Consider the following 24,996-nt stretch of genomic DNA (forward strand, 5'->3'; position numbering starts at 1 on the left):
AAGGTTGTGATGTGTTGTATCAAGATTCAGTTGCGGTTTTCAACTGTTTTTCTTCATTTCTTAACTCTCTGCGTAAAATTTTACCAACATTTGATTTTGGTAACTCATCACGGAACTCAATTATTTTAGGTACTTTATAACCGGTTAAATAGCGACGGCAGTGAGTTTTTAGTTCATCTTCGGTCAGTGATGGATCTTTTTTCACCACAAATATTTTGACAGTCTCACCTGAGTTTTTACTTGGTACACCAATTGCTGCTGATTCTAATACTTTAGGGTGCGAAGCAACAACATCTTCAACTTCATTTGGATATACATTAAAACCAGAAACTAAAATCATATCTTTTTTGCGGTCGATAATGCGAATAAAACCTTCATCATCCATTGTTGCAATATCACCCGTTGCAACCCACCCATCATGCATCACTTCTTCTGTAGCATCAGGGCGATTCCAGTAACCTTTCATTACCTGTGGACCACGTACCCACATCTCACCACCCATGGTGCGGTCAACTTCATTACCTTCATCATCCATAAATTTTACATCTGTTGAAGGCACAGGCAAACCGATACTACCACTGTATTTTTTCAGATTATAAGGATTACCCGTTACCAATGGAGAGCACTCAGTTAATCCATATCCTTCTAATAAGTGTTTACCCGTTAACTCTTCCCACTCTTTAGCAACACTGCTCTGGACTGGCATTCCGCCACCAACAGAGAGGTTAAGTTTAGAAAAATCTAACTGACGAAATTCTGGATTTTGTAACCACGCATTAAATAAGGTATTTACCCCAGTAATAGCCGTGACAGGGTAACGTCCAAGCTCTTTAATTGTGCCCTTAACATCTCTAGGATTAGTAATAAGTAAATTTTTACCACCAATTTCAAGAAATAATAAGCAATTTACTGTTAATGCAAAAACGTGATAAAGCGGCAATGCGGTAACGACGAGCTCTTTACCAACATTCATTGCGGGTACATAAGCGGCTTTGGCTTGTTCTAGGTTTGCTAGCATATTGCGATGCGTTAACATTGCCCCTTTAGCAATACCCGTTGTACCGCCTGTATATTGTAAGAATGCTAGGTCGCTTCCTGTAATTTCAGGTTTGATATATTGCATTCTATAGCCATAATGCATTGCTCTACGAAATGAAATGGCGTCAGGTAAGTTATATTTAGGAACTAATCGTTTGATATATTTAACGACAAAATCAACTAAAGTCGCTTTTGGGCGTGATAGTTGATCACCCATTCGGGTTAAAATAACGTGTTTAACATTAGTATTAAAAACAATTTTTTCAAGTGTGTGAGCAAAGTTAGAGACAATAATAATGGCACTTGCACCACTATCATTGAGCTGATGTTCAAGTTCTCTTGGTGTGTAAAGTGGATTTACATTAACCACCACCATACCAGCACGAAGAATACCGAAAAGCGCAATGGGATACTGCAATAAATTAGGCATCATTAAGGCGACTCGATCACCTTTTTTTAATCCTAGACCATTTTGCAAGTAAGCAGCGAAAGCACGGCTACGCTCTTCAAGTTTGCGGTAAGTCATGACCTCGCCCATATTGATAAAGGCGGGTTGATCTGCGAAATTTGCGACAGCGTTTTCAAGCATCTCAGCGAGGGATGCAAAACGGTCCGGGTCAATCTCAGCCGGTACATCTGCCGGATAACGTTTAAGCCAGACTTTTTCCAAAGTAGTACTCCTGATTAATCGCACTTCTTGGGTTAATATTATGTATATTTTTAACAAAGTATTAACTCATCCTACCAGCACAAACAATTTTCTGTTGTAAAGATGCGAAGTGTGTCACTAAATATTTTATTTTTCTGAGCTGATAAAAAAGAAGGCGGTCAAGACCGCCCTCTCTTTTATTTAACTTTAATAACTCTATTAGATAGTTACCTAATAAATCATAGGGATCGATTATACACCGTTTCATATAAATGGAAGAAAAATATCATGCTATCATTATGATAACAGTCAGTATTTTACTCTAAAACAGTGATTACTTGTCCGGGACCTGTAGGGTATCCACCATATCCATAGTGATAACCCCAAAATGGCGCATCACCATAGTAGCCATAACCCCATGACATTGTAGGTGCAGGCATGACAACTTGTTGTGTTAATGTCCAACGCTTAATGCCTGTTACATCCATTTGCAAAAACGGATAAGTGGCTTCACCCACCTTACCTTCCTGCACGCCTTTAATGGTACCAACAACGGTAACGTATTGGTTTTTATAGTCTACAGGATCAAGAAAATGCAGCACATTGGCATAAAGACGACCAATGGATGGTTGTTGCAACTCAGGCGCTGCATCGTATTTAGACAATGGCATTACCGCAATTTCTAACTGTGTCGATGAGGCTAAATTTTTAACATCAATGACTCGTCCACCAAAACGCCCTTCTTGACCTAGGTATAGTTCAGGTGCGACAAGCACTACATTTAAATTTGTTACAGGTTCTGCTGTTGTGCCTTGAATTGATTCAGGTATAGAGACGCATCCGGTTAGAAACAAAGCACCCGATAAAAATAGCGCTTTGCTTACCAAACAGTAGTTTAATTGTCTTTTCATAAACCACCTCGTTACAAGTAATAATAAGCATGACTCTATAATAATATTATAGTCGCACTCTGTGATTTCTAATAGAGCTTGATTACAGGCTATTCACGCCCTGGCAGCTTTTTCCATGTTACTTCATTACGTAAGTAAACCGGTTCTGCATCCTCTACCTTTGTCGCTTTACCTTCGTGCCAATAACTGACAGCTAAAGGCAGCATATCTTGCGCTGCAGGTAATGTAATTTCAGTCTCTGAGATGTTTGCAGATAATGCATTTTGCATATCAGGATAAGCTTGCCAACCCGTACCTGCGATAGCCCACTCGCCTTGGATATTGGCTAGACTTTCAAGAAACTGTTCTGGTTTCATCACCGCTTCAGTTTCTTCTCCTAACCATTTACCTTTATCATCACGATGATATTGAGCGCAGTAAACTTCTCCCATTCGAGCATCAATAGCCACCAGCACTTGTTTGTTGCCCGTGGTTCTAAAAACACCTTCAGCCATTGTGGCAAGAGAAGAAACCCCAATCATGGGTAACTCGGCACCGAGTGCAATACCTTGTGCCACACCGATACCAATACGGACGCCAGTAAAGCTACCGGGACCTTGACCAAAGGCGAGAGCATCTAAATCTTGTAACGTTAAGCCCGCTTCTTCCAGCGCACTTTTTATCATGGGTAAAATCTTTTGTGTATGTTCACGAGGTGAGATTTCAAAACGTGAAGCAACTACACCTTCATTCCAGACTGCGACAGAACACGACTCTGTTGCAGTATCAATTGCTAAAATTCGCAGTGACACGCCATAACTCCGGCAAATTCGATAATTAAAAGAGAAACAATAGTATCATAATAGTGTTAAACAGAATAAACACACATTATGTGCGATAGTTACTGTGATCAAGATAGTTACTATGATCTCATTAGCTGTTATTAACCCAATAACTATTGAGCTTCATTGTGTTGTGCACGGTGTTGCAAAAAGTCGACTGTTTTTTGCAGTGACCGAGTTCTTGGTGATGGCGGTAAGCTACTTAAAAACACTTCACCATAAGGACGAGACACTAATCTGTCATCACAGATAATAATGGCACCATAATCATGTACATCACGAATTAATCGCCCTACACCTTGTTTTAAGCTGATAACTGCATCAGGAATTTGAACATCACGAAACGCATCGCCACCGCGTAACTCACAATCTTCTATGCGAGCTCTTAACAGTGGATCATCTGGTGCAGTAAAGGGAAGTTTATCGATAATGACGCAAGATAACGTATCACCACGCACATCAACCCCTTCCCAAAAACTTTGAGTTGCGACTAATAGCGCATTACCAGAAGAGACAAATTTTTGTAATAACTGCGTTTTACCCATTTCACCCTGCATTAACACAGGTAAAGGTAAACTTGCTTTAAACTCTTCGGCTAATCCGCGCATCATGGCATGGGAAGTACAAAGGAAGAAGCAGCGTCCTTGATTCTTTAAGATAATCGGGGTAAGCATCGCCGCGAGTCGTTTTGCAGTATTCGGTTGGTTTAATGGTGGCAGATAACGAGGAACACAAAGCAACGTCTGATTTTGATAATCAAAGGGGCTATTTAAAATTAATGTGGTCGCATTTTCTAAGCCAAGTCTATCTGTGTAATAAGACATTTTTTCATCTACAGAAAGTGTAGCTGAAGTAAAAATCCAACTGCTTTTATGGGATTTGATTAACTCTCGAAACTTATCAGCAACAGAGAGTGGTGTTACCGCTAATAGGAAATGACGACCGTAACTTTCAAACCAGTAACTATAACCAGGAATAGTGGTATCAATTAAGCGTTTTAGCCGATTACGATAAATCGTAGCGCGTTCAAATGCACTATCAAGTAACTGGCTACGCCCTAAAGAGAGCTTAATAACGTCATAACTTAACTCTAGTGCATCATCAAGCAAAGTTAAAAAACGCTTAGTTTCTGTTCCTTGTAATAGCTCACGTAAATTACCTCTATATCCTGTTTCCCCTAGTGCTAAACGAAAATCCATCACCATTTGCGTTAATCTATCTGCACTTTTTTGCAGTTGAATTTGGTCACGAACTTCAGTGCGATAAGCAATCGTCATATCTCTTGCAAGATCAAAAAGTTGTCTGCTAGTGAGTTGCTGACCAAAGTAATGGCTGGCAATATCAGGAATTTGATGCGCCTCATCAAAAATCATAATTTCAGCTTCAGGAATAAGCTCACCAAATCCGGTGTCTTTAACTACGGTATCTGCCATAAAAAGGTGATGATTCACAACGACAATATCGGCTTCCATGGCTTTTTTACGTGCACTTGATACATAGCACTCTTTAAATCGTGGGCAGTCACTTCCTAAGCAATTATCGTTGGTGCTGGTAACTAATGGCCATACTCGGCTATCTTCGGCAACTAAATGGCAACGACTCACATCGCCATCTTCTGTTTGCGTTGACCAATGACGAATATGCATCACATCAGATAATATTTCGGCTTCAAGGTCGCCACCACTTAGCATTTGCTGATCGAGTCTTTCTAAACACAAGTAGTTAGAACGTCCTTTTAATAACGCAGTAACACCTTGATACTCAATGGCTTCGGTAATTGTGGGTAAATCGCGGCTATAGAGCTGGTCTTGCAGTGCTTTAGAGCCTGTTGAGATGATGGTTTTTTTACCTGAGCGTAACGCAGGAACAAGATAAGCGTAAGTTTTTCCTGTTCCTGTACCCGCTTCAGCAATAAGTACGCCTTGGCTATCAATAGCCGCTGTTACTGATTGAGCCATTTGTCGCTGTGCTTCACGGGGATGAAATCCTGGAACGGTTCGGGTTAAAATCCCGTTTTCTGCAAAATCGTCTGACACAGGCATACTCTTTTTATAAAATAAGACGTAAATTATGCCAGTGGATAACAAAAAGTACCACCCACGCAGTTCATACAAAGGAGAAACAATAATGACAATTAAACGTATCGACCCAGAAGATCGCTGGTCTGAAGCCGTTATTCATAACGACACTATCTATTACACCAGCGTTCCGGAAAATTTATCTGGCGATATTATTGAGCAAACAGCAGATACATTAGCGGCAATAGATGTGTTATTACAACGTGTTGGTTCTGACAAAACAAAAATTCTTGATGCGACTATTTTTCTCGCTGATAAAGCTGATTTTGTAGGAATGAACCAAGCGTGGGATGCATGGGTTGCGAAAGGTAGTGCGCCAGTACGCTGTACTGTTCAAGCGCAATTAATGAACTCTGAATATAAAGTAGAAATTAAAATTATTGCCGCACTATAAGCTTGTTTTTAATTAGCACCCGCTTTTGCGGGTACTAATCTCTTGCAACTACAAATAGTCGTATAAAAAAAAGCTGAATTCATCAGAATCCAGCCTTTTAAATATGTTATTTTTGCGGTGATAACAAGTTTGTTGTTCTTACCAATTTCTACTCATTACGTTAATTAGATTTAGGCAAATTTAATCATTACCATACCAACCAGTAATAATACTATTCCACCCCATCCTTTATAATTGAGTCGTTGATTAAATAAGATCCAACCCGCAGCGATGGTTGCAATAATTCCGAAAGCACCCCAAAGCGCATAAGCAACAGAAAGCTCGATACCTTTTACTGCCATTGCGAGCGCACTGAATGCACCAAGAACACAAATAAGTGATGTAATTCCTAAGCCTAATCGACTAAAACCATTCGACATTTTCAGAAATATATTGGCAATAATCTCAAGCACTACAGCAAGGAGAAGGAATGCACCATGCCACCATTCAAATTGAGCTAACATATTAAGCCTCCTTGATATTATTCACAGAAATAGGCTTATTAGCTCCTTTTACAGCACTGGCAACATGCTTGGCTTTTCCAGCAATACTTTTCACCGAATCCGTTGTTTTCTTGGCAACAGCCGATTTCTTAGTACCGGATTTGATAAGCGTGATCCCTGCAATTAACATTGCAAGCCCACCCAATTTTAAAGGCGAAAGTGATTCACCAAACCAGACAACACTGAACGCGGTAATAATGACAATTCCAATACCTTCCCATAAGGCGTATGCAACACCCAATGCTACTTTTTTAACAGCAATGGCTAAAAAGATATAGGAAGTGGCAATCATCAACCACATTACGATCATACCCGTGTAGCCACCGCTCACACTGGCGTACTTCATTGATAAAGTACCGATCACTTCACAAATAATCGCTAAGGCTAAAAATATCCAATAAATCATTTTTCATCTCTCATACACATTTGAAATACGCCAAAACGTTTCTTGCGCAGAAGATAGAGAACATGTAGATAGTCTTTCTGGCGGCAATAGTGCCGAACGTTAAGGCAACGTCATTTCCTGATAGTGTCAGGAACTAAGATGAGAGATTTCTATAATGCGCCACACCAGTAGTGTTCGCTGGATAAAATAGCAGAAAGGAATAACTTATAGGTAGAACGTTTAACTTTGACGCTTTTGGCGCTAGTCATGATTTTTTATTCTTTCATCGCACAGACCATCCGCACGATATACTCCGAACCCTCATATAAGATGGTTAAATGTTACATGATATTTCTATCATGCCAAATTATTTAAAGCAACGCTTTTCAGAAATATTTTTACGTTAATTAGTTGGTTTTATTTAAGTTTTAGTTTCTAGCGGATACTTCTATGCATAACTAATCAACCCTTTTGCGATTCATTATGGGTTTTATTCATTTAAAGTGCTGTAGTTATGCTTAGCATCAAAAAAATACCCAGCATTTGCTGGGTATAGAAAACAGAACATCAATACACAAATTGATTATTCAATCTCATTCCAAGAGCGACCATCTCGCGTGATCATTGCAACAGAAGCAACAGGACCCCATGTTCCCGCTTGATATGGCTTAGGTAGCTCATTATCGCATTCCCATGCATTAATAATTGAATCTACCCATTTCCACGCCTCTTCAACCTCGTCACGACGAACAAACAGCGCTTGAATGCCACGCATTGCTTCAAGTAATAGTCGCTCGTAAGCATCAGCAAGGTGTGTTTGATTAAAGGTTTCAGAGAAACTTAAATCCAGCTTTGTGGTTTGTAAACGGTGCTTATGATCAAGTCCCGGTGCTTTATTTAGCACTTCAATATCAATACCTTCATCTGGCTGCAAACGGATAGTCAGTTTGTTTTGTGGTAACTCTTGATAAGTTTCACTAAAGATATTTAGCGCTGGCTTTTTAAAATAGACCACAACTTCTGAGCATTTACTTGGTAGACGTTTACCCGTTCTTAAATAGAAAGGGACGCCTGCCCAACGCCAGTTATCGATATCAACACGAATAGAGACAAAAGTTTCAGTATTACTGGTCTTATTTGCACCCTCTTCATCAAGATAACCTGGTACTTTCTGACCTTGTACAAAACCACTGGTATATTGCCCACGAACCGTTTTTTCACGAATATTAGTATTATCAATTCGACGTAGTGAACGTAAAACTTTTACTTTTTCTTGGCGAATGCTATCAGCGGTTAAATCAGCAGGTGGAGACATCGCAATCATAGTTAGAATTTGCAGTAGATGGTTTTGCACCATATCTCGCATTTGACCCGCCTGATCAAAATAACCCCAGCGCCCTTCAATACCGACTTCTTCAGCAACCGTAATTTGTACGTGATCAATGGTTCTGTTGTCCCAGTTATTAATAAACAGGGAGTTTGCAAAACGCAGTGCCAATAAGTTTAAAACGGTCTCTTTACCTAAATAGTGGTCGATACGATAAATTTGACTCTCTTTAAAGTATTTCGCCACACTATCATTAATAGATACCGAAGATGCCAAATCGGTACCTAAAGGTTTTTCCATAACGACACGGTTGGGTTCTTTATTTAATTTTGCATAACCTAACCCTTTACACATTGCACTAAAGGTATTCGGTGGCATAGCAAAGTAATAGATAGCCGGCAGTTTGTCTTGTTTTAAGTGTTTAGCTAAATCGACAAAATGTTCTGAATCATTGACATCAAGATTACAAAAATCAAGACGAGCACTTAAGCGTTGCCAAATTTCAGGGTTAATCTCTTCTTTTAAAAAAGTTTTTAGCGCTTCGTGAGCAACTTCTGTATACGCTGCTTTATCCCAATCCGCACGCCCTACACCAATAATACGAGAGTCAGCATGGATATATCCTGCCTTTTCTAATTGGTAAAGCGAAGGAATAAGCTTACGGCGTGCTAGATCCCCTTTCGTACCGAAGATAACCAGATCACAGGCCTGAGCAGTCGATATCGCTGCCATAGTACGTCTCCTCATGATGAGATTTTGTAATTTTGTTACAGAATTTTGTATTAATGTACTCTTTTGGATGTATTCAGTAAATACACACACCTATTTTACTCTGTAGCTCTCAACGTTGTCTTTGCTTATCTATCACCTTATGCTCAGCAAGTTAGCTATTCTTGTAAGTTTATTACTGTTTTGTTTCTATTTTTCAGCTCTGAAAGTTAGACACACGTCATACTTTAACGAAAAAAGCCCTAATTACGCGTTGTTAACACTGCAAGCCTTGTTCTATGCGTAGTATATTTTCATAAAACCGTTATAGATTTCTCCTTTTATTGAAATTGGCAAAGCCAAGGATCTGTATATTTAATGAATATATTGGAAAGGGTTCAGTCTAATCTGGACATCTTGAGCAAATCAGAAAAAAAAGTCGCAGAAGTTGTGCTAACTACGCCACAAACCGTGATCCATTCAAGTATTGCTCTGATGGCTAAAACTGCTGATGTCAGTGAACCTACGGTTAATCGTTTTTGCCGTCGTATGGCGACAAAAGGATTTCCTGATTTCAAACTACTATTGGCTCAAAGTATTGCCAACGGTACACCTTATGTAAATCGCAATATTGATGATTCAGATACTGTCTCTTCTTATACCAATAAGATTTTCGAATCAGCAATGGCTGGCTTAGAAAATGCAAAAAATAATATTGATATCGCGGCAATAAATCGAGCTGTTGATATTTTAACGCAAGCTAAAAAAATATCTTTCTTTGGTTTGGGTGCATCGGCAGCGGTAGCCCACGATGCAATGAATAAATTTTCTCGTTTTAATATTCCTGTTACCTACTTCGACGATATCGTTATGCAGCGTATGAGTTGCATAAATAGTAGTGATGGCGATGTTGTCGTGGTGATATCTCATACAGGAAGAACTAAGAATTTAGTTGAGGTTGCAAAAATTGCCCGTGAAAATGATGCCGCCGTGATTGCAATTACAACATCCGGCTCTCTGTTAGCCAGTGAAGCCACATTACCTATCTTGCTTGATGTGCCCGAAGATACTGATATTTACATGCCAATGATCTCTCGCCTCGCACAGCTTACTGTTATCGATGTTCTTGCAACCGGTTTTATTTTACGCCGTGGACCAAAATTCAGAGATAACTTGAAGCGCGTCAAAGAAGCATTACGTGATTCACGATTTGATAAGTAACCGTTTTTAATTATTCTGTTAGAATTGTCACACTTCCTCTTGTGCGGCTGACTAGATAAGTTTTTGAAAAATGGTAGCATATCTGCGAGCTAACTCTCGCATATGATGAAAACAACCGAGTATGTTACAATTAGCTTGATGCGTTTCACTTAACATATTGGATAAATTAATATTTATATCTATTTTATCCAATAGCCAACACCTTTCGTTCAAGGTCAACGGAGTATTACATGTCCAGACGGCTCAGAAGAACAAAAATTGTTACCACTTTAGGCCCAGCAACAGATCGTGATAATAACCTAGAAAAAATCATTATTGCTGGTGCAAACGTTGTTCGATTAAATTTCTCTCATGGTTCTGCAGAAGATCACCTCGCTCGAGCTAATCGTACTCGCGAAATTGCTGCAAGACTTGGTCGCCATGTTGCTATTCTTGGGGATTTACAAGGTCCTAAAATCCGTGTTTCTACCTTTAAAGACGGAAAAGTTTTCCTGAATGTTGGTGATAAGTTCCTACTAGATGCCAATCTAGAAAAAGGCGAAGGGGATCAAACTAAAGTCGGTATTGACTATAAAGGTCTTCCTGCTGATGTGGTTCCCGGCGATATATTGCTACTCGATGATGGTCGCGTTCAGCTAAAAGTACTCAAAGTTGATGGTTTAAAAGTCTTTACAGAAGTCACCGTTGGTGGTCCTTTATCTAATAATAAAGGAATTAATAAACTGGGTGGTGGTCTTTCCGCTGATGCATTAACTGAAAAAGATAAACAAGACATTATCACAGCAGCCAAAATTGGTGTCGATTACCTTGCAGTCTCTTTCCCAAGAACGGGAGAAGATCTCAACCTTGCTCGTCGTTTAGCCCGCGATGCGGGTTGTGAATGCCAAATTGTCTCTAAAGTTGAGCGTGCAGAAGCCGTTGCCAACGATGAAATTATTGATGAAATCATTCTCGCGTCGGATGTTGTGATGGTTGCTCGTGGTGACCTCGGTGTTGAGATTGGCGACCCTGAGCTTGTCGGTGTTCAGAAAAAATTAATTCGTCGTGCTCGCCAACTTAATCGTGTTGTTATTACCGCGACACAGATGATGGAGTCGATGATAACTAACCCAATGCCAACACGTGCAGAAGTTATGGACGTTGCCAATGCGGTGTTAGATGGCACTGATGCGGTGATGTTGTCAGCAGAAACAGCCGCCGGACAATACCCAGCAGAAACGGTTGCCGCAATGGCTCAAGTCTGTTTAGGTGCTGAAAAAATGCCTGCGGCTAACATATCAAAACATCGCTTAGATATGATGTTTGATACCCCAGAAGAAGCAATTGCGATGTCAACCATGTACGCAGCTAACCATATGAAAGGGGTTAATGCGATTATTGCAATGACAGAATCAGGGCGCACAGCGCGCATGATGTCACGCATTAGTACTGGTTTACCGATTTTCTCCATGTCTCGTCATGAGAAAACCCTTAACCAAACCGCGCTTTATCGTGGTGTTACACCGGTTTATTGCAGCACCCATACTGATGGTATCGCCGCCGCTAACGAAGCCATTGCACGTTTGCGTGATAAAGGCTTTTTAATCCCAGGTGATTTAGTATTAGTCACTCAAGGTGACCAAATGGGAACGGTTGGTAGTACTAATACCTGTCGTATTCTTACTGTTGAATAAATTATTTAAATCCTAATAGCAAAACGGGCACTTTATTAAGTGCCCGTTTTTTATTTAATGACTATTTTTCGTCAACTCGCTAGTCCAATATATTTTCGCGAGCATAAGGCTCAATTTCACCCTCTTTACGTGTTTTCAGTAATTTTAAGATCCACGTATATTGTTCTGGTGTCGGCGAAACTAATGCCTCTAACTCTTCATTCATACGACGAGCTATATACATATCATCTTGCCCATCAATATCATCCATAGGCTCACGAATAATAATTTTTAATTGATGCGTTTTATGACAATAAACCGGGAACAGTGGCACGATAGCCGCACGACACACTTTCATTAAGCGCCCAATGGCTGGCAGTGTCGCTTTGTAGGTACCAAAAAAATCAACAAACTGACTATGCTCTGCACCGTGGTCTTGATCGGGTAAATAATAGCCCCAAAAACCCTGACGCACTGTTGAAATAAACGGTTTGATCCCTGCTTCACGAGAATGCAGTCGTCCATCAAAATGGTGACGAGCTTTGTTCCATAAATAATCCGCAACAGGATCTTTTTGATGATGAAACATTGCTGCCATTTTTTGCCCTTTTGCCGCGAGCAACATAGCTGGAATATCGACAGCCCAACCATGAGGCACCATAAAAATCACATTGCGCCCTTGCTGTTTTAAGTGCTCGATAATCTCTAAGCCTTCCCAAGATGTGCGCTGCAATATCCGTTCAGGTCCTCTTAAACATAGCTCAGCAAGCATCACAAACGACTGTGGTGCTGTTTCAAACATCTTATCTAACACAACTTCACGTTGTGTTTTATCCCACTGCGGGAAACAGTATCTCAAATTGATATCTGCACGACGTCTTGCACTTTTTGCTTTACGCCCAACAAAACGACCAATAGAAGCAAGGAATGGATCACGCCATTTTACTGGCATATAAGCCAATGCACTTAATACACCTGCACCAAACCATGTTCCCCAGTGTCGAGGATGCAAATAAGCGCGGTGAAAAGTAGGTACATAACCTGCTTTACTATCCGTATCTTTTTCTTTATTCATCAGATAACTCTCTGAACTGACACCCCTAATAGGCGTAAAAATCGATAAAACAAAAACGGATGATATCAATCATCCGCTTTTGTGTCTTCAAATTAGTATTTATAGTCAATTATCTAGTGTTAACTGAGGCATTAACTCTTTAACTTTAGCCAAATATTCTTGTTTCTCTTTGCCCGTTAAACCATCTGCACGAGGTAATTTTGCCGTTAATGGATTTACTGCTTGTTGGTTTATCCACAGTTCATAGTGTAAATGAGGTCCTGTAGAACGTCCTGTATTGCCCGATAACGCAATACGGTCACCACGTTTAACTCGTTGACCTGGTTTAACAAGTAATTGGCGTAAATGCATATAACGAGTGGTGTATTGGCTACCATGACGGATAGCAATAAAGTTACCCGCAGCGCCACTATATTTTGCAACGATCACTTCGCCATCACCCGTGGCAAGAACAGGCGTTCCCACAGGCATTGCAAAGTCGACACCTTTATGAGGTGCGACACGACCTGTTACTGGGTTAACACGTCGTGGATTAAATTGTGAGGAGACTCTAAATTGCTTAACGGTAGGAAAACGCATAAAACCACGTTCTAATCCACCCGCTTGGCTATCGTAAAAGCGTCCGTCTTCAGCTAAAAATGCATAATAATCTTTACCTGCACTGCGTAAACGTACACCAATTAATTCGCTTTGCTCAGTACGACCATCTAATACTTCACGAGAAAATAGTGCGGAGAATTGATCACCACTTTGTAGTTTTCTAAAATCCAATTGCCATTGCAGCGCTTTGGTCACTGCACGCGCTTCTGAGTTGGTCAATCCAGCATTTGTTGCACTTGTAGAGAAACTACCGCGGATAACACCGGATGTTACACTGTTTTTCCATTCACCTTTTTGGAACTCTTTCGCTTCTTGGAAGCCCGTTTCTGTACGAGTGTAAACTCGTGTTTCACGGCGAGAGACACCCCAGCTTAATTCTTGTAGCAGACCATCGTCATCAAGTTTCCAGCTAATAGGTTGCCCTATTTTCAGGTTTCTTAAATCTTTATTTTGATTTGAAATGGTTGCAATATCAGCAGAGTCGATACCAAACTGCGTCAATATTGTACTTAAAGAGTCGCCACTAGAGACGATATAAGTGTGAGGAACTTGTGCTACCGCAGTGCTGGTATCTGTACCATCATCTACGCCCACAAGCCCTTCATCGGTAAGTTGATCACTACTATCTGTAATAATGTCATCAGTATTTTCACTTTGCACCACTAAAGGTGTTTGAATACTGATAGGAACTTCTCTGCTTTGTTCTGTTTGAAGCACCATAGGCCGCCATATCGCGACGGCCAATGTTGCTGCAGTTAACGAGCCAAGCATTATTTTATGCGGTAGTGGTAAATTTAAATATACCTGTGCAATGGATTTCGTCTTCTGCTGCACCTTTTCAATTCCTTATTGTGTTTCATTTAGGCAGCTCGCATATTGGTTAGCTAGTTGGGTAAGGAATGTTGTGTAACTCTCTTTATTTAGAGCAATTCCACTTCCTAGGGGATCTAATACACCCATTTTAACCCCAGTGCCTTTCGCCACTGTTTCTATCACTGTCGGCCTAAATTGTGGCTCAGCAAAAATACATGATGCTTTTTGCTCAACCAGTTGTGTTCGTATTTGATGTAATTTCTGCGCACCCGGCTGTATTTCAGGATTAATCGTAAAATGACCTAACGGCTTTAAATTATAATGTTTTTCGAAATAGCCATAAGCATCATGAAAGACAAAATAACCCTCATTTCTCACGGGCGACAGAATATTAACAATATTTTTATCAGTTTGCTTGAGTTGTTCGCTGAATTTACCAAGGTTTACGTCCAGAAGTTCTTTCTTGTCTGGATATAGCGCAATTAACCGTTGATGGATCTGTTTTGCAGACGACAACGCAATTTCTGGTGATAACCATATGTGCATATTATAATCACCATGAGAATGATGTTCGTGATTTTCCTCATATTTATGCACATTGTCATCATCATCTTTTAATAAAAGTGACTTTATTTCGTTAGTTTCTGCTAAAGCAAGCTTATGATTGTCACTAAGTCTATTTAATGGTCTATCTAAAAACACTTCCATATCAGGACCAACCCACACCATCAGGTCTGCTGAAGTGATTTTTTTTAAATCAGACGGTTTTAACGCATAATCATGTGGAGATGCGCCATCTGGCAATAATACTTGTGTTGGAGTGACGCCATCCGCGATAGCTGCCGCAATAAACCCTATTGGTCTTATCGAAGCAACCACATCAGCCTGAACTGAAGCACTGAATGAAGCTATCATCGCTGTCGCTAGAAATGATTTCAATAAAAAACGATGCGCAAATTTGTTGTTTTTATGTAACATAGAGAGAAATCCCGTGAATCATCATTGGAAATGTTATATTATAACGTTTTAATGATTCTGCAAGTGCTAATTTTATGTCTGACTTGATTCGTTTAAAATCGGTTTGTGTTTCTTTTGGTGAAAAAGAAATATTAAAAGATATCTCTTTTAATTTAAAAGAAGGCCGTATTCTCACCTTGCTCGGTCCTAATGGTGCCGGAAAATCAACCGTTATTCGTTTAGTGTTAGGATTACTAACGCCCTCTTCTGGCGAAATTATACGCCAGCGCACATTACGTATTGGCTATGTGCCACAAAAGCTTTATCTCGACCCAACCATGCCATTAACCGTAAAACGGTTTATGACCTTAAAACCGGGTGTGCACGATAAAGATATTCTACCCGCATTAGCGCGCGTTGATGCAGCAAAATTAATTAATCAACCAATGCAAAAGTTATCGGGAGGTGAATCCCAGCGAGTATTGTTAGCAAGAGCGCTTCTCAATCACCCTCAGTTATTAGTGTTGGATGAGCCGACGCAAGGGGTTGATGTCAATGGCCAATTGGCACTCTATGATTTGATTAACCAGCTTCGCAATGAACTTGGTTGTGCCATTTTAATGGTCTCTCATGATCTGCATTTAGTTATGGCAAAAACAGATGAAGTGCTCTGTCTAAATGGTCATATTTGCTGCTCTGGTACACCTGATGTGGTCTCATCACATCCTGAGTTTATCGCTATGTTTGGTAGTCGTGGGGCTGAGCAACTCGCTATTTATCGTCATCATCATCAACACAGTAAGGAGTGCCGTCATGATTGAGTTGCTGTTACCGGGTTGGATTGCCGGTATGCTCTTAGCAATGGCAGCAGGTCCTTTAGGCTCGTTTGTCGTTTGGCGTCGAATGTCTTATTTTGGTGATACGCTAGCACATGCCTCTTTATTAGGCGTTGCTTTTGGCTTGTTATTTAATATTGAGCCTTTTTACGCGGTTATTGCTGTCACCCTTCTGTTAGCTATTTTATTGGTGTGGTTAGAACTCAAACCGCAACTTTCTGTTGATACACTATTAGGTATCATGGCACACAGCGCGCTCTCTTTAGGACTTGTTGTGGTGAGCTTAATGTCAAATGTGCGCGTAGATTTGATGGCATATCTATTTGGTGATCTGTTATCCGTAAATTACCAAGACATTATCAGTATTTTTATTGGCGTAGTGGTTGTATTGTTTGTGATTATTCGTTCATGGCGTCCTTTACTTTCCATGACGATTAATCAAGATATGGCTTATGTAGATGGTGTTAATATCCAACGTGAGCGATTAAAGTTAATGATGATCACGGCATTAACCATTGGTCTGGCAATGAAATTTGTTGGGGCACTAATCATCACCTCGCTGTTAATTATTCCTGCTGCAACAGCGCGTCGTTTTGCTCGTTCACCAGAACAGATGGCTGTTATTGCTGTCGCCGTTGGTATGTTGGCGATCACAGGAGGGTTAACCTTCTCTGCTTTTTACGATACGCCAGCAGGGCCTTCTGTGGTATTAGCGGCAAGTAGTTTATTTATATTAAGTTTATTTGCACCGACAAAGCAGTAAACAACATGTAGCGATAAGAAATAATGCAAAAAATAACCCTCAGCTGATAACAACACTGAGGGTTATTTTTATGTTCTGTTTTATTTTTGCTTTTATGCTTTCATTCACTTTATTTAGTTGTGCATGTTATTTTCACAATAACGTTGTGATTAATCTTCCATTATACGATTAAAGTGTCGATAAGCATGATTAGTGGCAACTCGACCTCTTGGTGTACGCTGTATAAAACCTTGCTGTATTAAGTAAGGCTCTAATACATCTTCAATGGTTTCTCGCTCTTCACCAATTGCTGCAGCAAGGTTATCAAGCCCAACAGGACCACCCATAAATTTATCGATAATAGCAAAGAGCAGTTTACGATCTAGGTAATCAAAACCTGCGGCATCAACATTAAGCATATCAAGTGCTTTCGATGCCGTTTCTTCATCAATTTCACCATTGCCTTTCACTTGAGCAAAGTCTCTAACACGACGTAGTAATCTATTGGTAATACGTGGTGTACCACGTGAACGCATAGCGATTTGGCGTGCACCTTCACTGGTCATTTCAAGTCCCATAAAATGGGCACTACGGGAAACGATATGCTGCAAATCATCAACATTATAAAATTCAAGGCGCTGCACAATACCAAAACGATCACGCAGTGGTGACGTTAATGAACCCGCCCGAGTTGTTGCCCCCACTAATGTAAAAGGAGGTAAGTCAATTTTAATAGAACGAGCAGCGGGTCCTTCGCCAATCATAATATCGAGTTGATAATCTTCCATTGCAGGATAGAGAATTTCTTCAACTACGGGTGATAGGCGGTGAATTTCATCAATAAACAGGACATCATGAGGCTCAAGGTTGGTTAGCATTGCCGCTAAATCACCCGCCTTTTCTAATACAGGACCTGAAGTTGTGCGTAAATTAACCCCCATCTCATTAGCAATAATATTTGCCAATGTGGTTTTACCTAAACCGGGAGGACCAAAAATAAGTAGATGATCGAGTGCATCATTACGTAATTTAGCCGCCTGAATAAAAATCTCCATTTGTTCACGAACTTGTGGTTGCCCAACATATTCGGCAAGAGACTTAGGGCGAATTGCCCTATCAATTATTTCTTCTTCAGGTTGTTGAATATCTGCTGAAATCAGGCGATCTGCTTCAATCACAATGTGTTACTCCTAAATAGCCGCGCGTAATGCTTCTTTGATCAGGGTTTCGCTATCAGCTCCCGGAGTTGCGACTCGGCTAATCATTTTAGCAGCTTCTTGCGGTTTATAGCCTAATGCAATCAGTGCTGCTGATGCTTCTGATTCAATATCAGCCGTTGTTGGTACTTTAGGAGAACGACTTGCAGGCAATTCAATATCACTGGTTTGGTCAAATAAATCGCCATTAAGCCCTTTAAAGCGGTCTTTCATTTCAACCACTAAACGTTCTGCTGTTTTTTTACCAACACCCGGTAATTTTACCAGTGAAGAGATAGATTCATTCTCAATTGCGCTGACAAATTGTCGCGCGGACATACCAGATAAAATCGCCAATGCCAGTTTAGGACCAACACCATTAACTTTGATTAATTCACGAAATAGCGCTCGTTCTTGTTTTTGATTAAACCCATAAAGGAGTTGAGCATCTTCACGCACAATAAACTGTGTGTAAATAATCGCCTCCTGATCAATATCAGGTAATTCATAAAAACAGGTCATTGGCATATTAATTTCATAACCAACGCCATTACCTGCTTCTATCAGCACCACTGGTGGCTGTTTTTCAAGAACAATTCCTCTAATACGACCTATCACGCTAGCACCTCCGCAAAATTAATCACGCCAAGTTTATAACATAAAAAAAGCTGGACGTATATCCAGCCTGTGTAAAACCAAAGACAATGCTCACGACTATCGCTTATCTTAAGCGCCCGCGCGCCAACACTAACCGAGGATCACCCACTCGCAGTAAGTTTTGGTTAAAATGGCAGTGCGTAATGGCGATTGCTAACGCATCGGCAGCATCGGCTTGCGGTGCCGCGGATAATTTTAATATTGAACGCACCATATGTTGCACTTGGCTTTTATCAGCAGCACCTGTTCCTACCACACTTTGTTTTACTTGGCGTGCAGCGTATTCAAATACGGGTAAATCATTATTAACGGCTGCCAATATCGCCACACCACGGGCTTGCCCTAATTTCAGCGCTGAGTCTGCATTTTTCGCCATAAAGACCTGTTCAATAGCAAATACATCGGGGGAGAATTGTGTAATTATCTCACTCACACCGGCATAAATGCGTTTAAGTCGATTGGGAAGATCAGGAACCTGAGTACGAATGCACCCACTTCCTAAATAGATAAGCTGTCGTCCTTGCTGGCGAATAACGCCATATCCTGTGATCCTAGAACCAGGATCGATACCTAAAATGATAGCCATATCTATTCCTGTTGCCGATATGGACAATGGCGAGAGAAAAGAGCAAGACATGTTACGCTGCTCTTCTCTTCGCACTTTTAATAACAGCGTTAAACACCGTTATTTTCGATAATCGTTAGAACGATTACAGGATATCTTCCAGTTGTTTTGCAACTTCATCTGAGATATCACCGTTGTGATAAACTTCCTGCACATCATCACTGTCTTCTAACATATCGATAAGACGCATTAATTTTGGTGCAGTTTCAATATCTAATTCTGCTTTTGTTGAAGGGATCATTGAAACTTCAGCCGCTTCTGCAACAAAGCCTGCCGCATCCATCGCATCTTTCACTTCACCAAATGACTCTGGTGTGGTGTAAACATCAATTGCACCATCATCATAAGTTTCAACATCGTCTGCGCCAGCTTCTAATGCAGCTTCCATTACTGCATCTTCGTCAACACCTGGTGCATAAGAGATAACACCTTTTTTGGTGAATAAATAAGATACCGAACCATCTGTACCTAAGTTACCACCTGTTTTGGTAAATGCATGGCGAACATCAGAAACAGTACGGTTACGGTTGTCACTTAAGCATTCAACCATAACAGCAGTACCTGCTGGACCATAGCCTTCATAAATGATGGTTTCCATATTATCGTTGTCATCATTACCCACACCACGTGCAATTGCACGATTTAAGGTGTCACGAGTCATGTTGTTCGATAATGCTTTATCAATTGCCGCACGTAGACGTGGGTTAGTTGCAGGATCACCACCGCCTAAACGTGCTGCTGTAACTAATTCACGGATGATTTTAGTGAAAATTTTACCGCGTTTCGCATCTTGCGCTGCTTTACGGTGTTTAGTGTTGGCCCATTTACTATGACCTGCCATGAAAATTTCTCCAAACGTGGTCTAATATTTAAATAACAAATTCTTGTATCGCTTGCTGATTACTGGCTGACTTAGTTAATTGTGCCGCCAGTGGCGCATCTAACCAAAGATATTGTGTGTGTTCAGTCAGCTCAATTTCCCGTTCAGAAGGAAGTGCTAACACAAACCAATGTTCCTGACCATGAGTGACCTCAGGTGCATAACGATGTCGAAAATGTGCAAAAATCTCATAAATAATCGTGCGGTGACAATCCACCAGCTCAAGATTTTCTTTTATGATATCAATTCCAATCTCTTCATGCACTTCGCGTAATGCTGTTTGAAAAGGCGCTTCGCCTTCCTCCAAACTTCCTGTCACTGATTGCCAGAAATCGGGATCATCTCGACGCTTCAGCATAAGCACCCGTTTAGTCTCTTTTGCATAAATAACCACTAAAACAGATATCGGGCGCTTATATTTCATGATTTACTCTTTATTTTCGCTAGCTTCTTTTTGGATCACCTGAATGGCTAACTCTTTTAATGCATCATCGTTAGCAAAGCTTGGTGCATTAGTCATTAAGCAAGCCGCGGCAGTTGTTTTAGGGAAAGCGATAACATCACGAATATTATCGGTTCCTGTCAACAACATCACTAAACGGTCTAAGCCGAATGCTAAACCAGCATGTGGTGGTGTACCAAATTTAAGCGCGTCTAATAAGAAACCAAATTTCTCTTGTTGCTCATCAGGGCTAATACCTAAGATGCTAAATACCGCTTGTTGCATCTCATTGCGGTGAATACGAACCGAACCACCACCCACTTCATAACCGTTGATAACCATATCATAAGCATTTGCAACCGCACCAACAGGATGTGCAGCAAGCTCAGTTGGGGTTAAATCTTTAGGAGAAGTAAATGGATGGTGCATCGCGCTTAAACTACCGGTTTCTTCGTCTTCTTCAAACATAGGGAAGTCGATAACCCACAGTGGTTTCCATGCTTTTAAATCCGTTAACTCAAGGTCACGTCCCACTTTCAGACGTAATGCCCCCATTGCATCACTCATTGTTCCTTGACGACCCGCACCAAAGAAAATTAAGTCGCCATCCGTTGCGCCTGTTGTTGCTAAGATTGCATTAACCACATCGTTAGTCAGGAATTTTGCAATTGGGCTTTGTACACCTTCAATGCCTTTTGCGCTTTCATTCACTTTCATCCACGCAAGACCTTTAGCACCATAAATGCCAACAAATTGCGTATACTCATCAATGTTTTTACGTGTTAATGCAGCACCACCTGGTACACGCAATGCGATAACGCGAGATTTTTCGTCATTAGCCGCTTGTGCGAATACACTGAACTCTACATCTTTGACTAAGTCAGCGATGTCTTTCAGTTCCATTGGGTTACGTAAATCTGGTTTATCAGAACCATAACGACGCATCGCTTCAGCAAAAGTCATTACTGGGAAGGTACCTAAATCGACATTTAGAATATCTAACCACAATGCGTGGATCATACGTTCCATCACTTCACGCACTTGGTCTGCGCTCATAAATGATGTTTCAACGTCGATTTGAGTAAACTCAGGCTGACGGTCTGCACGTAAATCTTCATCGCGGAAGCATTTGACAATTTGGTAGTAGCGATCAATACCAGACATCATTAATAGCTGTTTAAACAACTGTGGTGACTGAGGCAACGCGTAGAATTTACCTTTATGCACACGACTTGGAACTAAATAGTCACGCGCACCTTCGGGTGTTGCTTTAGTCAGCATTGGTGTTTCAACATCAAGGAAGCCTTCATTATCCATAAAGCGGCGAACAAAACTGGTGATTTTCGCACGCGTTTTCAGGCGACCTGACATTTCAGGACGACGCAAGTCTAAATAACGATAGGTTAAACGACGCTCTTCTGTGTTTGTTTGGTTGCTATCTAATGGTAAAGCTTCTGAACGATTAAAAATAGACAGCGACTCTGCTGCTAATTCAATTTCCCCAGTTGCCATGTTTTTATTTACTTGGCTATCTGGGCGAGCACGTACTGTTCCTGTGATTTGAATACAAAATTCATTACGCAGCTCTGAAGCCTGAGAAAATGCCTCTTTCTGCTCTGGGTCAAAGAAAACTTGAACAATACCTTCGCGATCTCGCATATCGATGAAAATTAATCCACCTAAATCACGACGACGATTAACCCAACCACAAAGAGTCACTTTTTGGCCCACATGGGCGCTATTCAACTGCCCACAATAATTAGTACGCATACAATATCCTTTTACTCAGCTTGTTGTGCTTTCTGCTGCGGAAATTTTGGCAATAGTCTTTTTCGAGTAGTGTCAAAAAAAAGGCAGACATTATAACGAAAATTCTTTCCGGAGATAAGAGTATAGACCTAGTTTATATGATACATCTTTTCAAGGATTTGCTAATCCCTAAACAATTTATTAATAATAATTATTTATAGCGACAGAAGCCGCTTTGAGGTTTATCATTAAATTCGCCGTTTTTTGGTTTTGGCAGTGGAGAAAAGATGGTTAGCTCGCTTTATATCGTATTGGGCGCACTATTATTGATTAAATTGTCCCTAAATGTCGTAAAACTTAGAACTCAATACCGGGTAGCTTATGGTGACGGTGGCTTTTATGAGTTACATACCGCCATCCGTGTTCATGGTAATGCGGTAGAATATATTCCTATTTCCATGCTTTTATTACTTGTCATGGAAATGAATGGCGCATTTGTGTGGATGGTACATATCTGTGGCTCAATATTAATCGCAGGCCGAATCCTACATGCCTATGGTTTAAAACATCGCGAACTTCGTTGGCGTCGTTCTGGAATGGCTGCGACTTTTTTATCGATGGTACTGATGATCATCGCTAATATTTATTTCCTTCCTTGGATCCAAATCTTTTCCTTTTATTATTAAGTCCTCGCTGGAATAACATGATCATCCTTGATCAAAACCGACATCCTTGCTGTTGTGATTAATAACGGCAAGGTATCGAAAAGGTTTATCTATTTTTTCTAATTTCTTTCTGAATAATCCAACTTTGTGAGCACCGTCGCTTCTGGTAGAATGCTCACTTCTTTTATTCCTTAAACCTATTTTAGTTATGTCTAATCAAAAATCACCACAACAAGACAGCTTATTTGCCGCACCTATTGCCAATCTTGGTGATTGGCATTTTGATGAAAAAGTCGCTGAAGTATTTCCAGATATGATAAAGCGCTCAGTACCGGGCTACTCAAATATCATCTCAATGATAGGAATGCTGGCGGGTCGCTTTGTTACACCTAATAGTCAAGTCTATGACTTAGGCTGTTCTTTAGGTGCAGCAACTCTTTCTATGCGCCGAAATATTGATGTTGCAGGATGCAAAATTATCGGTGTTGATAATTCACCGGCAATGGTAGAACGTTGCCAGCGTCATATCGATGCTTATAAAGCGGATACGCCTGTTGAAATTATTGAAGGTGATATTCTTGATATTGAAATTAAAAACGCCTCAATGGTGGTGCTTAATTTTACCCTGCAATTTCTAGAGCCAGACAATCGCCAACAACTACTCAACCGAATTTACCAAGGATTAAACCCCGGTGGTGTGCTAGTACTTTCTGAAAAATTCAGTTTTGAAGACACTCAAATTGGTGAATTGCTCTTTAATATGCACCACGATTTCAAACGAGCTAACGGATATAGTGAATTAGAAATTAGCCAAAAACGCAGTATGTTAGAAAATGTAATGTTAACAGATTCAGTTGAAACCCATAAAACACGCTTACATAATGCAGGGTTTCCTCACGCTGAAGTTTGGTTTCAATGTTTTAATTTTGGCTCCTTATTGGCAATCAAGGGCGATAAATAATGATTAATTTCAGTTCGTTTTATCAACGTATTGCTCAAGATGAGCGTCTCTTTCATTGGTTAGATACATTACCCGCTCAATTATCAGAGTGGCGCTCAAATGCGTTACACGGTCACTTTTCCTCATGGGAAAGAATGCTCGACGGTTTACCCGACATTACTCCAACTGAAATTGATTTAAAAAATGGCGTGATAGCTCATCACACTCCCACATTAAGCGCTGGTGAACAACTTGGCTTAAGCAATGTGTTAAAAAACTTAATGCCATGGCGTAAAGGTCCGTTCTCCCTTTATGGCGTTAATATTGATACGGAATGGCGTTCAGATTGGAAATGGGATCGTGTTTTACCTCACCTATCGCCATTATCCGGTCGTTTAGTGCTTGATGTAGGCTGTGGTAGTGGCTATCACATGTGGCGTATGTTAGGTGAAGGTGCAGACATGGTTGTTGGCATTGATCCAACGCAGCTTTTTTTATGCCAATTTGAAGCCGTCAGAAAATTATTAGGTAATGATCAGCGAGCGCATTTAATTCCAGTGGGTATTGAACAAATGCCAGAGCTCAATGCGTTTGATACCGTATTCTCTATGGGAGTGCTTTATCATCGCCGTTCACCGCTTGATCATCTATTCCAATTAAAAAACCAACTTGTTTCTGGTGGTGAATTAGTTTTAGAAAGCCTTGTGATTGATGGTGATGAATTCCAGTGCTTAATTCCTGGTGAGCGTTATGCACAAATGCGTAATGTCTATTTTATTCCATCAGCCAAAATGCTGAAAGTTTGGTTAGAAAAATGTGGTTTTAAAGATGTTCGTATTGTAGATGAAAACGTCACTTCATTAGGCGAGCAACGTAAAACAGAGTGGATGGTAACCGATTCTTTAGAGGCATTTTTAGAACCGAATGATCACACCAAAACCGTTGAAGGTTATCCAGCACCAAAGCGTGCAATATTAATTGCCACCAAACCTTAAGCCAAATTTTAATACGACTATTTTCTTAAATCTAAAGGGATATCAATTTATTGTATATCCCTTTTTTGCATAATACATACTCGTTCTTTTCGCCTTTA

The 24,996-nt window shown here is 40.5% G+C and carries 24 protein-coding genes; 8 read left to right on the forward strand and 16 right to left on the reverse strand.

The annotated features are described in order from the left end of the window. Nucleotides 1-19: 19 nt before the first annotated feature. The 4 genes from fadD to ABN099_RS00895 all read right to left on the reverse strand — a co-directional run bounded on the left by fadD (nucleotide 20) and on the right by ABN099_RS00895 (nucleotide 5,461). Nucleotides 20-1,708: a long-chain-fatty-acid--CoA ligase FadD gene (gene fadD, locus ABN099_RS00880; RefSeq protein WP_349461797.1), complete on the reverse strand. Its 1,689-nt coding sequence runs from the start codon at nucleotides 1,706-1,708 to the stop codon at nucleotides 20-22. Between the two features lie 296 nt (nucleotides 1,709-2,004). Further along, nucleotides 2,005-2,598, reverse strand: coding sequence for a Slp family lipoprotein (locus tag ABN099_RS00885; RefSeq protein WP_349461798.1), 594 nt, complete (start codon nucleotides 2,596-2,598; stop codon nucleotides 2,005-2,007). 89 nt (nucleotides 2,599-2,687) lie between these two features. Further along, nucleotides 2,688-3,383 carry a tRNA (adenosine(37)-N6)-threonylcarbamoyltransferase complex dimerization subunit type 1 TsaB gene (gene tsaB, locus ABN099_RS00890; RefSeq protein WP_349462228.1) on the reverse strand — a complete coding sequence of 232 codons (696 nt, stop codon included), beginning with the start codon at nucleotides 3,381-3,383 and terminating at the stop codon, nucleotides 2,688-2,690. Between the two features lie 149 nt (nucleotides 3,384-3,532). After that, nucleotides 3,533-5,461 (reverse strand): ATP-dependent DNA helicase, encoded by a 1,929-nt coding sequence (locus ABN099_RS00895; RefSeq protein WP_349461799.1) that lies wholly within the window; start codon nucleotides 5,459-5,461, stop codon nucleotides 3,533-3,535. An 85-nt stretch (nucleotides 5,462-5,546) separates the two neighbouring features. Here ABN099_RS00895 and ABN099_RS00900 point away from each other — a divergent pair, with 85 nt between their 5' ends. Next, complete coding sequence (locus tag ABN099_RS00900) at nucleotides 5,547-5,891, forward strand: RidA family protein (protein ID WP_349461800.1); 345 nt, start codon at nucleotides 5,547-5,549, stop codon at nucleotides 5,889-5,891. A 170-nt stretch (nucleotides 5,892-6,061) separates the two neighbouring features. Here ABN099_RS00900 and mdtI read toward each other — a convergent pair whose 3' ends face one another. The 3 genes from mdtI to zwf all read right to left on the reverse strand — a co-directional run bounded on the left by mdtI (nucleotide 6,062) and on the right by zwf (nucleotide 8,877). Next, nucleotides 6,062-6,394, reverse strand: coding sequence for a multidrug/spermidine efflux SMR transporter subunit MdtI (gene mdtI, locus ABN099_RS00905; protein ID WP_349461801.1), 333 nt, complete (start codon nucleotides 6,392-6,394; stop codon nucleotides 6,062-6,064). Between the two features lies 1 nt (nucleotide 6,395). After that, entirely contained in the window at nucleotides 6,396-6,839 is a 444-nt protein-coding gene (gene mdtJ / locus ABN099_RS00910; RefSeq protein WP_349461802.1) for a multidrug/spermidine efflux SMR transporter subunit MdtJ, read from the reverse strand. Nucleotides 6,840-7,401: 562 nt separating this feature from the next. After that, entirely contained in the window at nucleotides 7,402-8,877 is a 1,476-nt protein-coding gene (gene zwf / locus ABN099_RS00915; protein WP_349461803.1) for a glucose-6-phosphate dehydrogenase, read from the reverse strand. 354 nt (nucleotides 8,878-9,231) lie between these two features. Between zwf and ABN099_RS00920 the strand changes: the two genes are divergently transcribed. After that, a complete protein-coding gene (locus ABN099_RS00920) occupies nucleotides 9,232-10,074 on the forward strand; it encodes a MurR/RpiR family transcriptional regulator (RefSeq protein ID WP_349461804.1) in 843 nt (280 codons plus the stop codon). 230 nt (nucleotides 10,075-10,304) lie between these two features. Then, a complete protein-coding gene (gene pyk, locus ABN099_RS00925; RefSeq protein ID WP_349461805.1) occupies nucleotides 10,305-11,747 on the forward strand; it encodes a pyruvate kinase in 1,443 nt (480 codons plus the stop codon). Nucleotides 11,748-11,826: 79 nt separating this feature from the next. On the opposite strand, the gene lpxM is transcribed toward pyk, so the two are convergent. The 3 genes from lpxM to znuA form a co-directional block, all read right to left on the reverse strand. Beyond that, complete coding sequence (lpxM, locus tag ABN099_RS00930) at nucleotides 11,827-12,801, reverse strand: lauroyl-Kdo(2)-lipid IV(A) myristoyltransferase (RefSeq protein WP_349461806.1); 975 nt, start codon at nucleotides 12,799-12,801, stop codon at nucleotides 11,827-11,829. Between the two features lie 105 nt (nucleotides 12,802-12,906). Continuing rightward, nucleotides 12,907-14,235, reverse strand: a complete 1,329-nt coding sequence (gene mepM / locus ABN099_RS00935; RefSeq protein ID WP_349461807.1) for a murein DD-endopeptidase MepM — start codon at nucleotides 14,233-14,235, stop codon at nucleotides 12,907-12,909. A gap of 12 nt (nucleotides 14,236-14,247) precedes the next feature. After that, nucleotides 14,248-15,192 carry a zinc ABC transporter substrate-binding protein ZnuA gene (gene znuA, locus ABN099_RS00940; protein ID WP_349461808.1) on the reverse strand — a complete coding sequence of 315 codons (945 nt, stop codon included), beginning with the start codon at nucleotides 15,190-15,192 and terminating at the stop codon, nucleotides 14,248-14,250. Between the two features lie 74 nt (nucleotides 15,193-15,266). On the opposite strand from znuA, the gene znuC reads away from it, so the two are divergent. Further along, on the forward strand, nucleotides 15,267-15,992 hold the full coding sequence (gene znuC, locus ABN099_RS00945) for a zinc ABC transporter ATP-binding protein ZnuC (RefSeq protein WP_349461809.1): 726 nt from the start codon (nucleotides 15,267-15,269) through the stop codon (nucleotides 15,990-15,992). After that, a complete protein-coding gene (gene znuB, locus ABN099_RS00950) occupies nucleotides 15,985-16,770 on the forward strand; it encodes a zinc ABC transporter permease subunit ZnuB (RefSeq protein ID WP_349461810.1) in 786 nt (261 codons plus the stop codon). Before znuC ends, znuB begins: the two co-directional genes overlap by 8 nt. A gap of 149 nt (nucleotides 16,771-16,919) precedes the next feature. Here znuB and ruvB read toward each other — a convergent pair whose 3' ends face one another. From ruvB to aspS, 6 genes are all read right to left on the reverse strand, one after another. Next, nucleotides 16,920-17,927 carry a Holliday junction branch migration DNA helicase RuvB gene (gene ruvB / locus ABN099_RS00955; protein ID WP_349461811.1) on the reverse strand — a complete coding sequence of 336 codons (1,008 nt, stop codon included), beginning with the start codon at nucleotides 17,925-17,927 and terminating at the stop codon, nucleotides 16,920-16,922. A 12-nt stretch (nucleotides 17,928-17,939) separates the two neighbouring features. Continuing rightward, nucleotides 17,940-18,563, reverse strand: coding sequence for a Holliday junction branch migration protein RuvA (ruvA, locus tag ABN099_RS00960; RefSeq protein ID WP_349461812.1), 624 nt, complete (start codon nucleotides 18,561-18,563; stop codon nucleotides 17,940-17,942). Nucleotides 18,564-18,666: 103 nt separating this feature from the next. After that, entirely contained in the window at nucleotides 18,667-19,188 is a 522-nt protein-coding gene (ruvC, locus tag ABN099_RS00965; protein WP_349461813.1) for a crossover junction endodeoxyribonuclease RuvC, read from the reverse strand. 124 nt (nucleotides 19,189-19,312) lie between these two features. After that, nucleotides 19,313-20,068, reverse strand: a complete 756-nt coding sequence (locus ABN099_RS00970) for a YebC/PmpR family DNA-binding transcriptional regulator (RefSeq protein ID WP_349461814.1) — start codon at nucleotides 20,066-20,068, stop codon at nucleotides 19,313-19,315. Between the two features lie 28 nt (nucleotides 20,069-20,096). Next, on the reverse strand, nucleotides 20,097-20,531 hold the full coding sequence (gene nudB / locus ABN099_RS00975) for a dihydroneopterin triphosphate diphosphatase (RefSeq protein ID WP_349461815.1): 435 nt from the start codon (nucleotides 20,529-20,531) through the stop codon (nucleotides 20,097-20,099). A 3-nt stretch (nucleotides 20,532-20,534) separates the two neighbouring features. Continuing rightward, nucleotides 20,535-22,319 carry an aspartate--tRNA ligase gene (gene aspS / locus ABN099_RS00980; protein ID WP_349461816.1) on the reverse strand — a complete coding sequence of 595 codons (1,785 nt, stop codon included), beginning with the start codon at nucleotides 22,317-22,319 and terminating at the stop codon, nucleotides 20,535-20,537. 266 nt (nucleotides 22,320-22,585) lie between these two features. Between aspS and ABN099_RS00985 the strand changes: the two genes are divergently transcribed. From ABN099_RS00985 to cmoB, 3 genes are all read left to right on the forward strand, one after another. Then, nucleotides 22,586-22,984: an MAPEG family protein gene (locus ABN099_RS00985; RefSeq protein WP_349461817.1), complete on the forward strand. Its 399-nt coding sequence runs from the start codon at nucleotides 22,586-22,588 to the stop codon at nucleotides 22,982-22,984. Nucleotides 22,985-23,171: 187 nt separating this feature from the next. Next, entirely contained in the window at nucleotides 23,172-23,924 is a 753-nt protein-coding gene (gene cmoA / locus ABN099_RS00990; protein ID WP_349461819.1) for a carboxy-S-adenosyl-L-methionine synthase CmoA, read from the forward strand. Further along, nucleotides 23,924-24,898, forward strand: coding sequence for a tRNA 5-methoxyuridine(34)/uridine 5-oxyacetic acid(34) synthase CmoB (gene cmoB, locus ABN099_RS00995; RefSeq protein ID WP_349461820.1), 975 nt, complete (start codon nucleotides 23,924-23,926; stop codon nucleotides 24,896-24,898). Before cmoA ends, cmoB begins: the two co-directional genes overlap by 1 nt. Nucleotides 24,899-24,996: the final 98 nt, after the last annotated feature.

Origin of the sequence: Proteus hauseri (genome assembly GCF_040139125.1) — a bacterium.
Taxonomy (GTDB): domain Bacteria; phylum Pseudomonadota; class Gammaproteobacteria; order Enterobacterales; family Enterobacteriaceae; genus Proteus; species Proteus hauseri_B.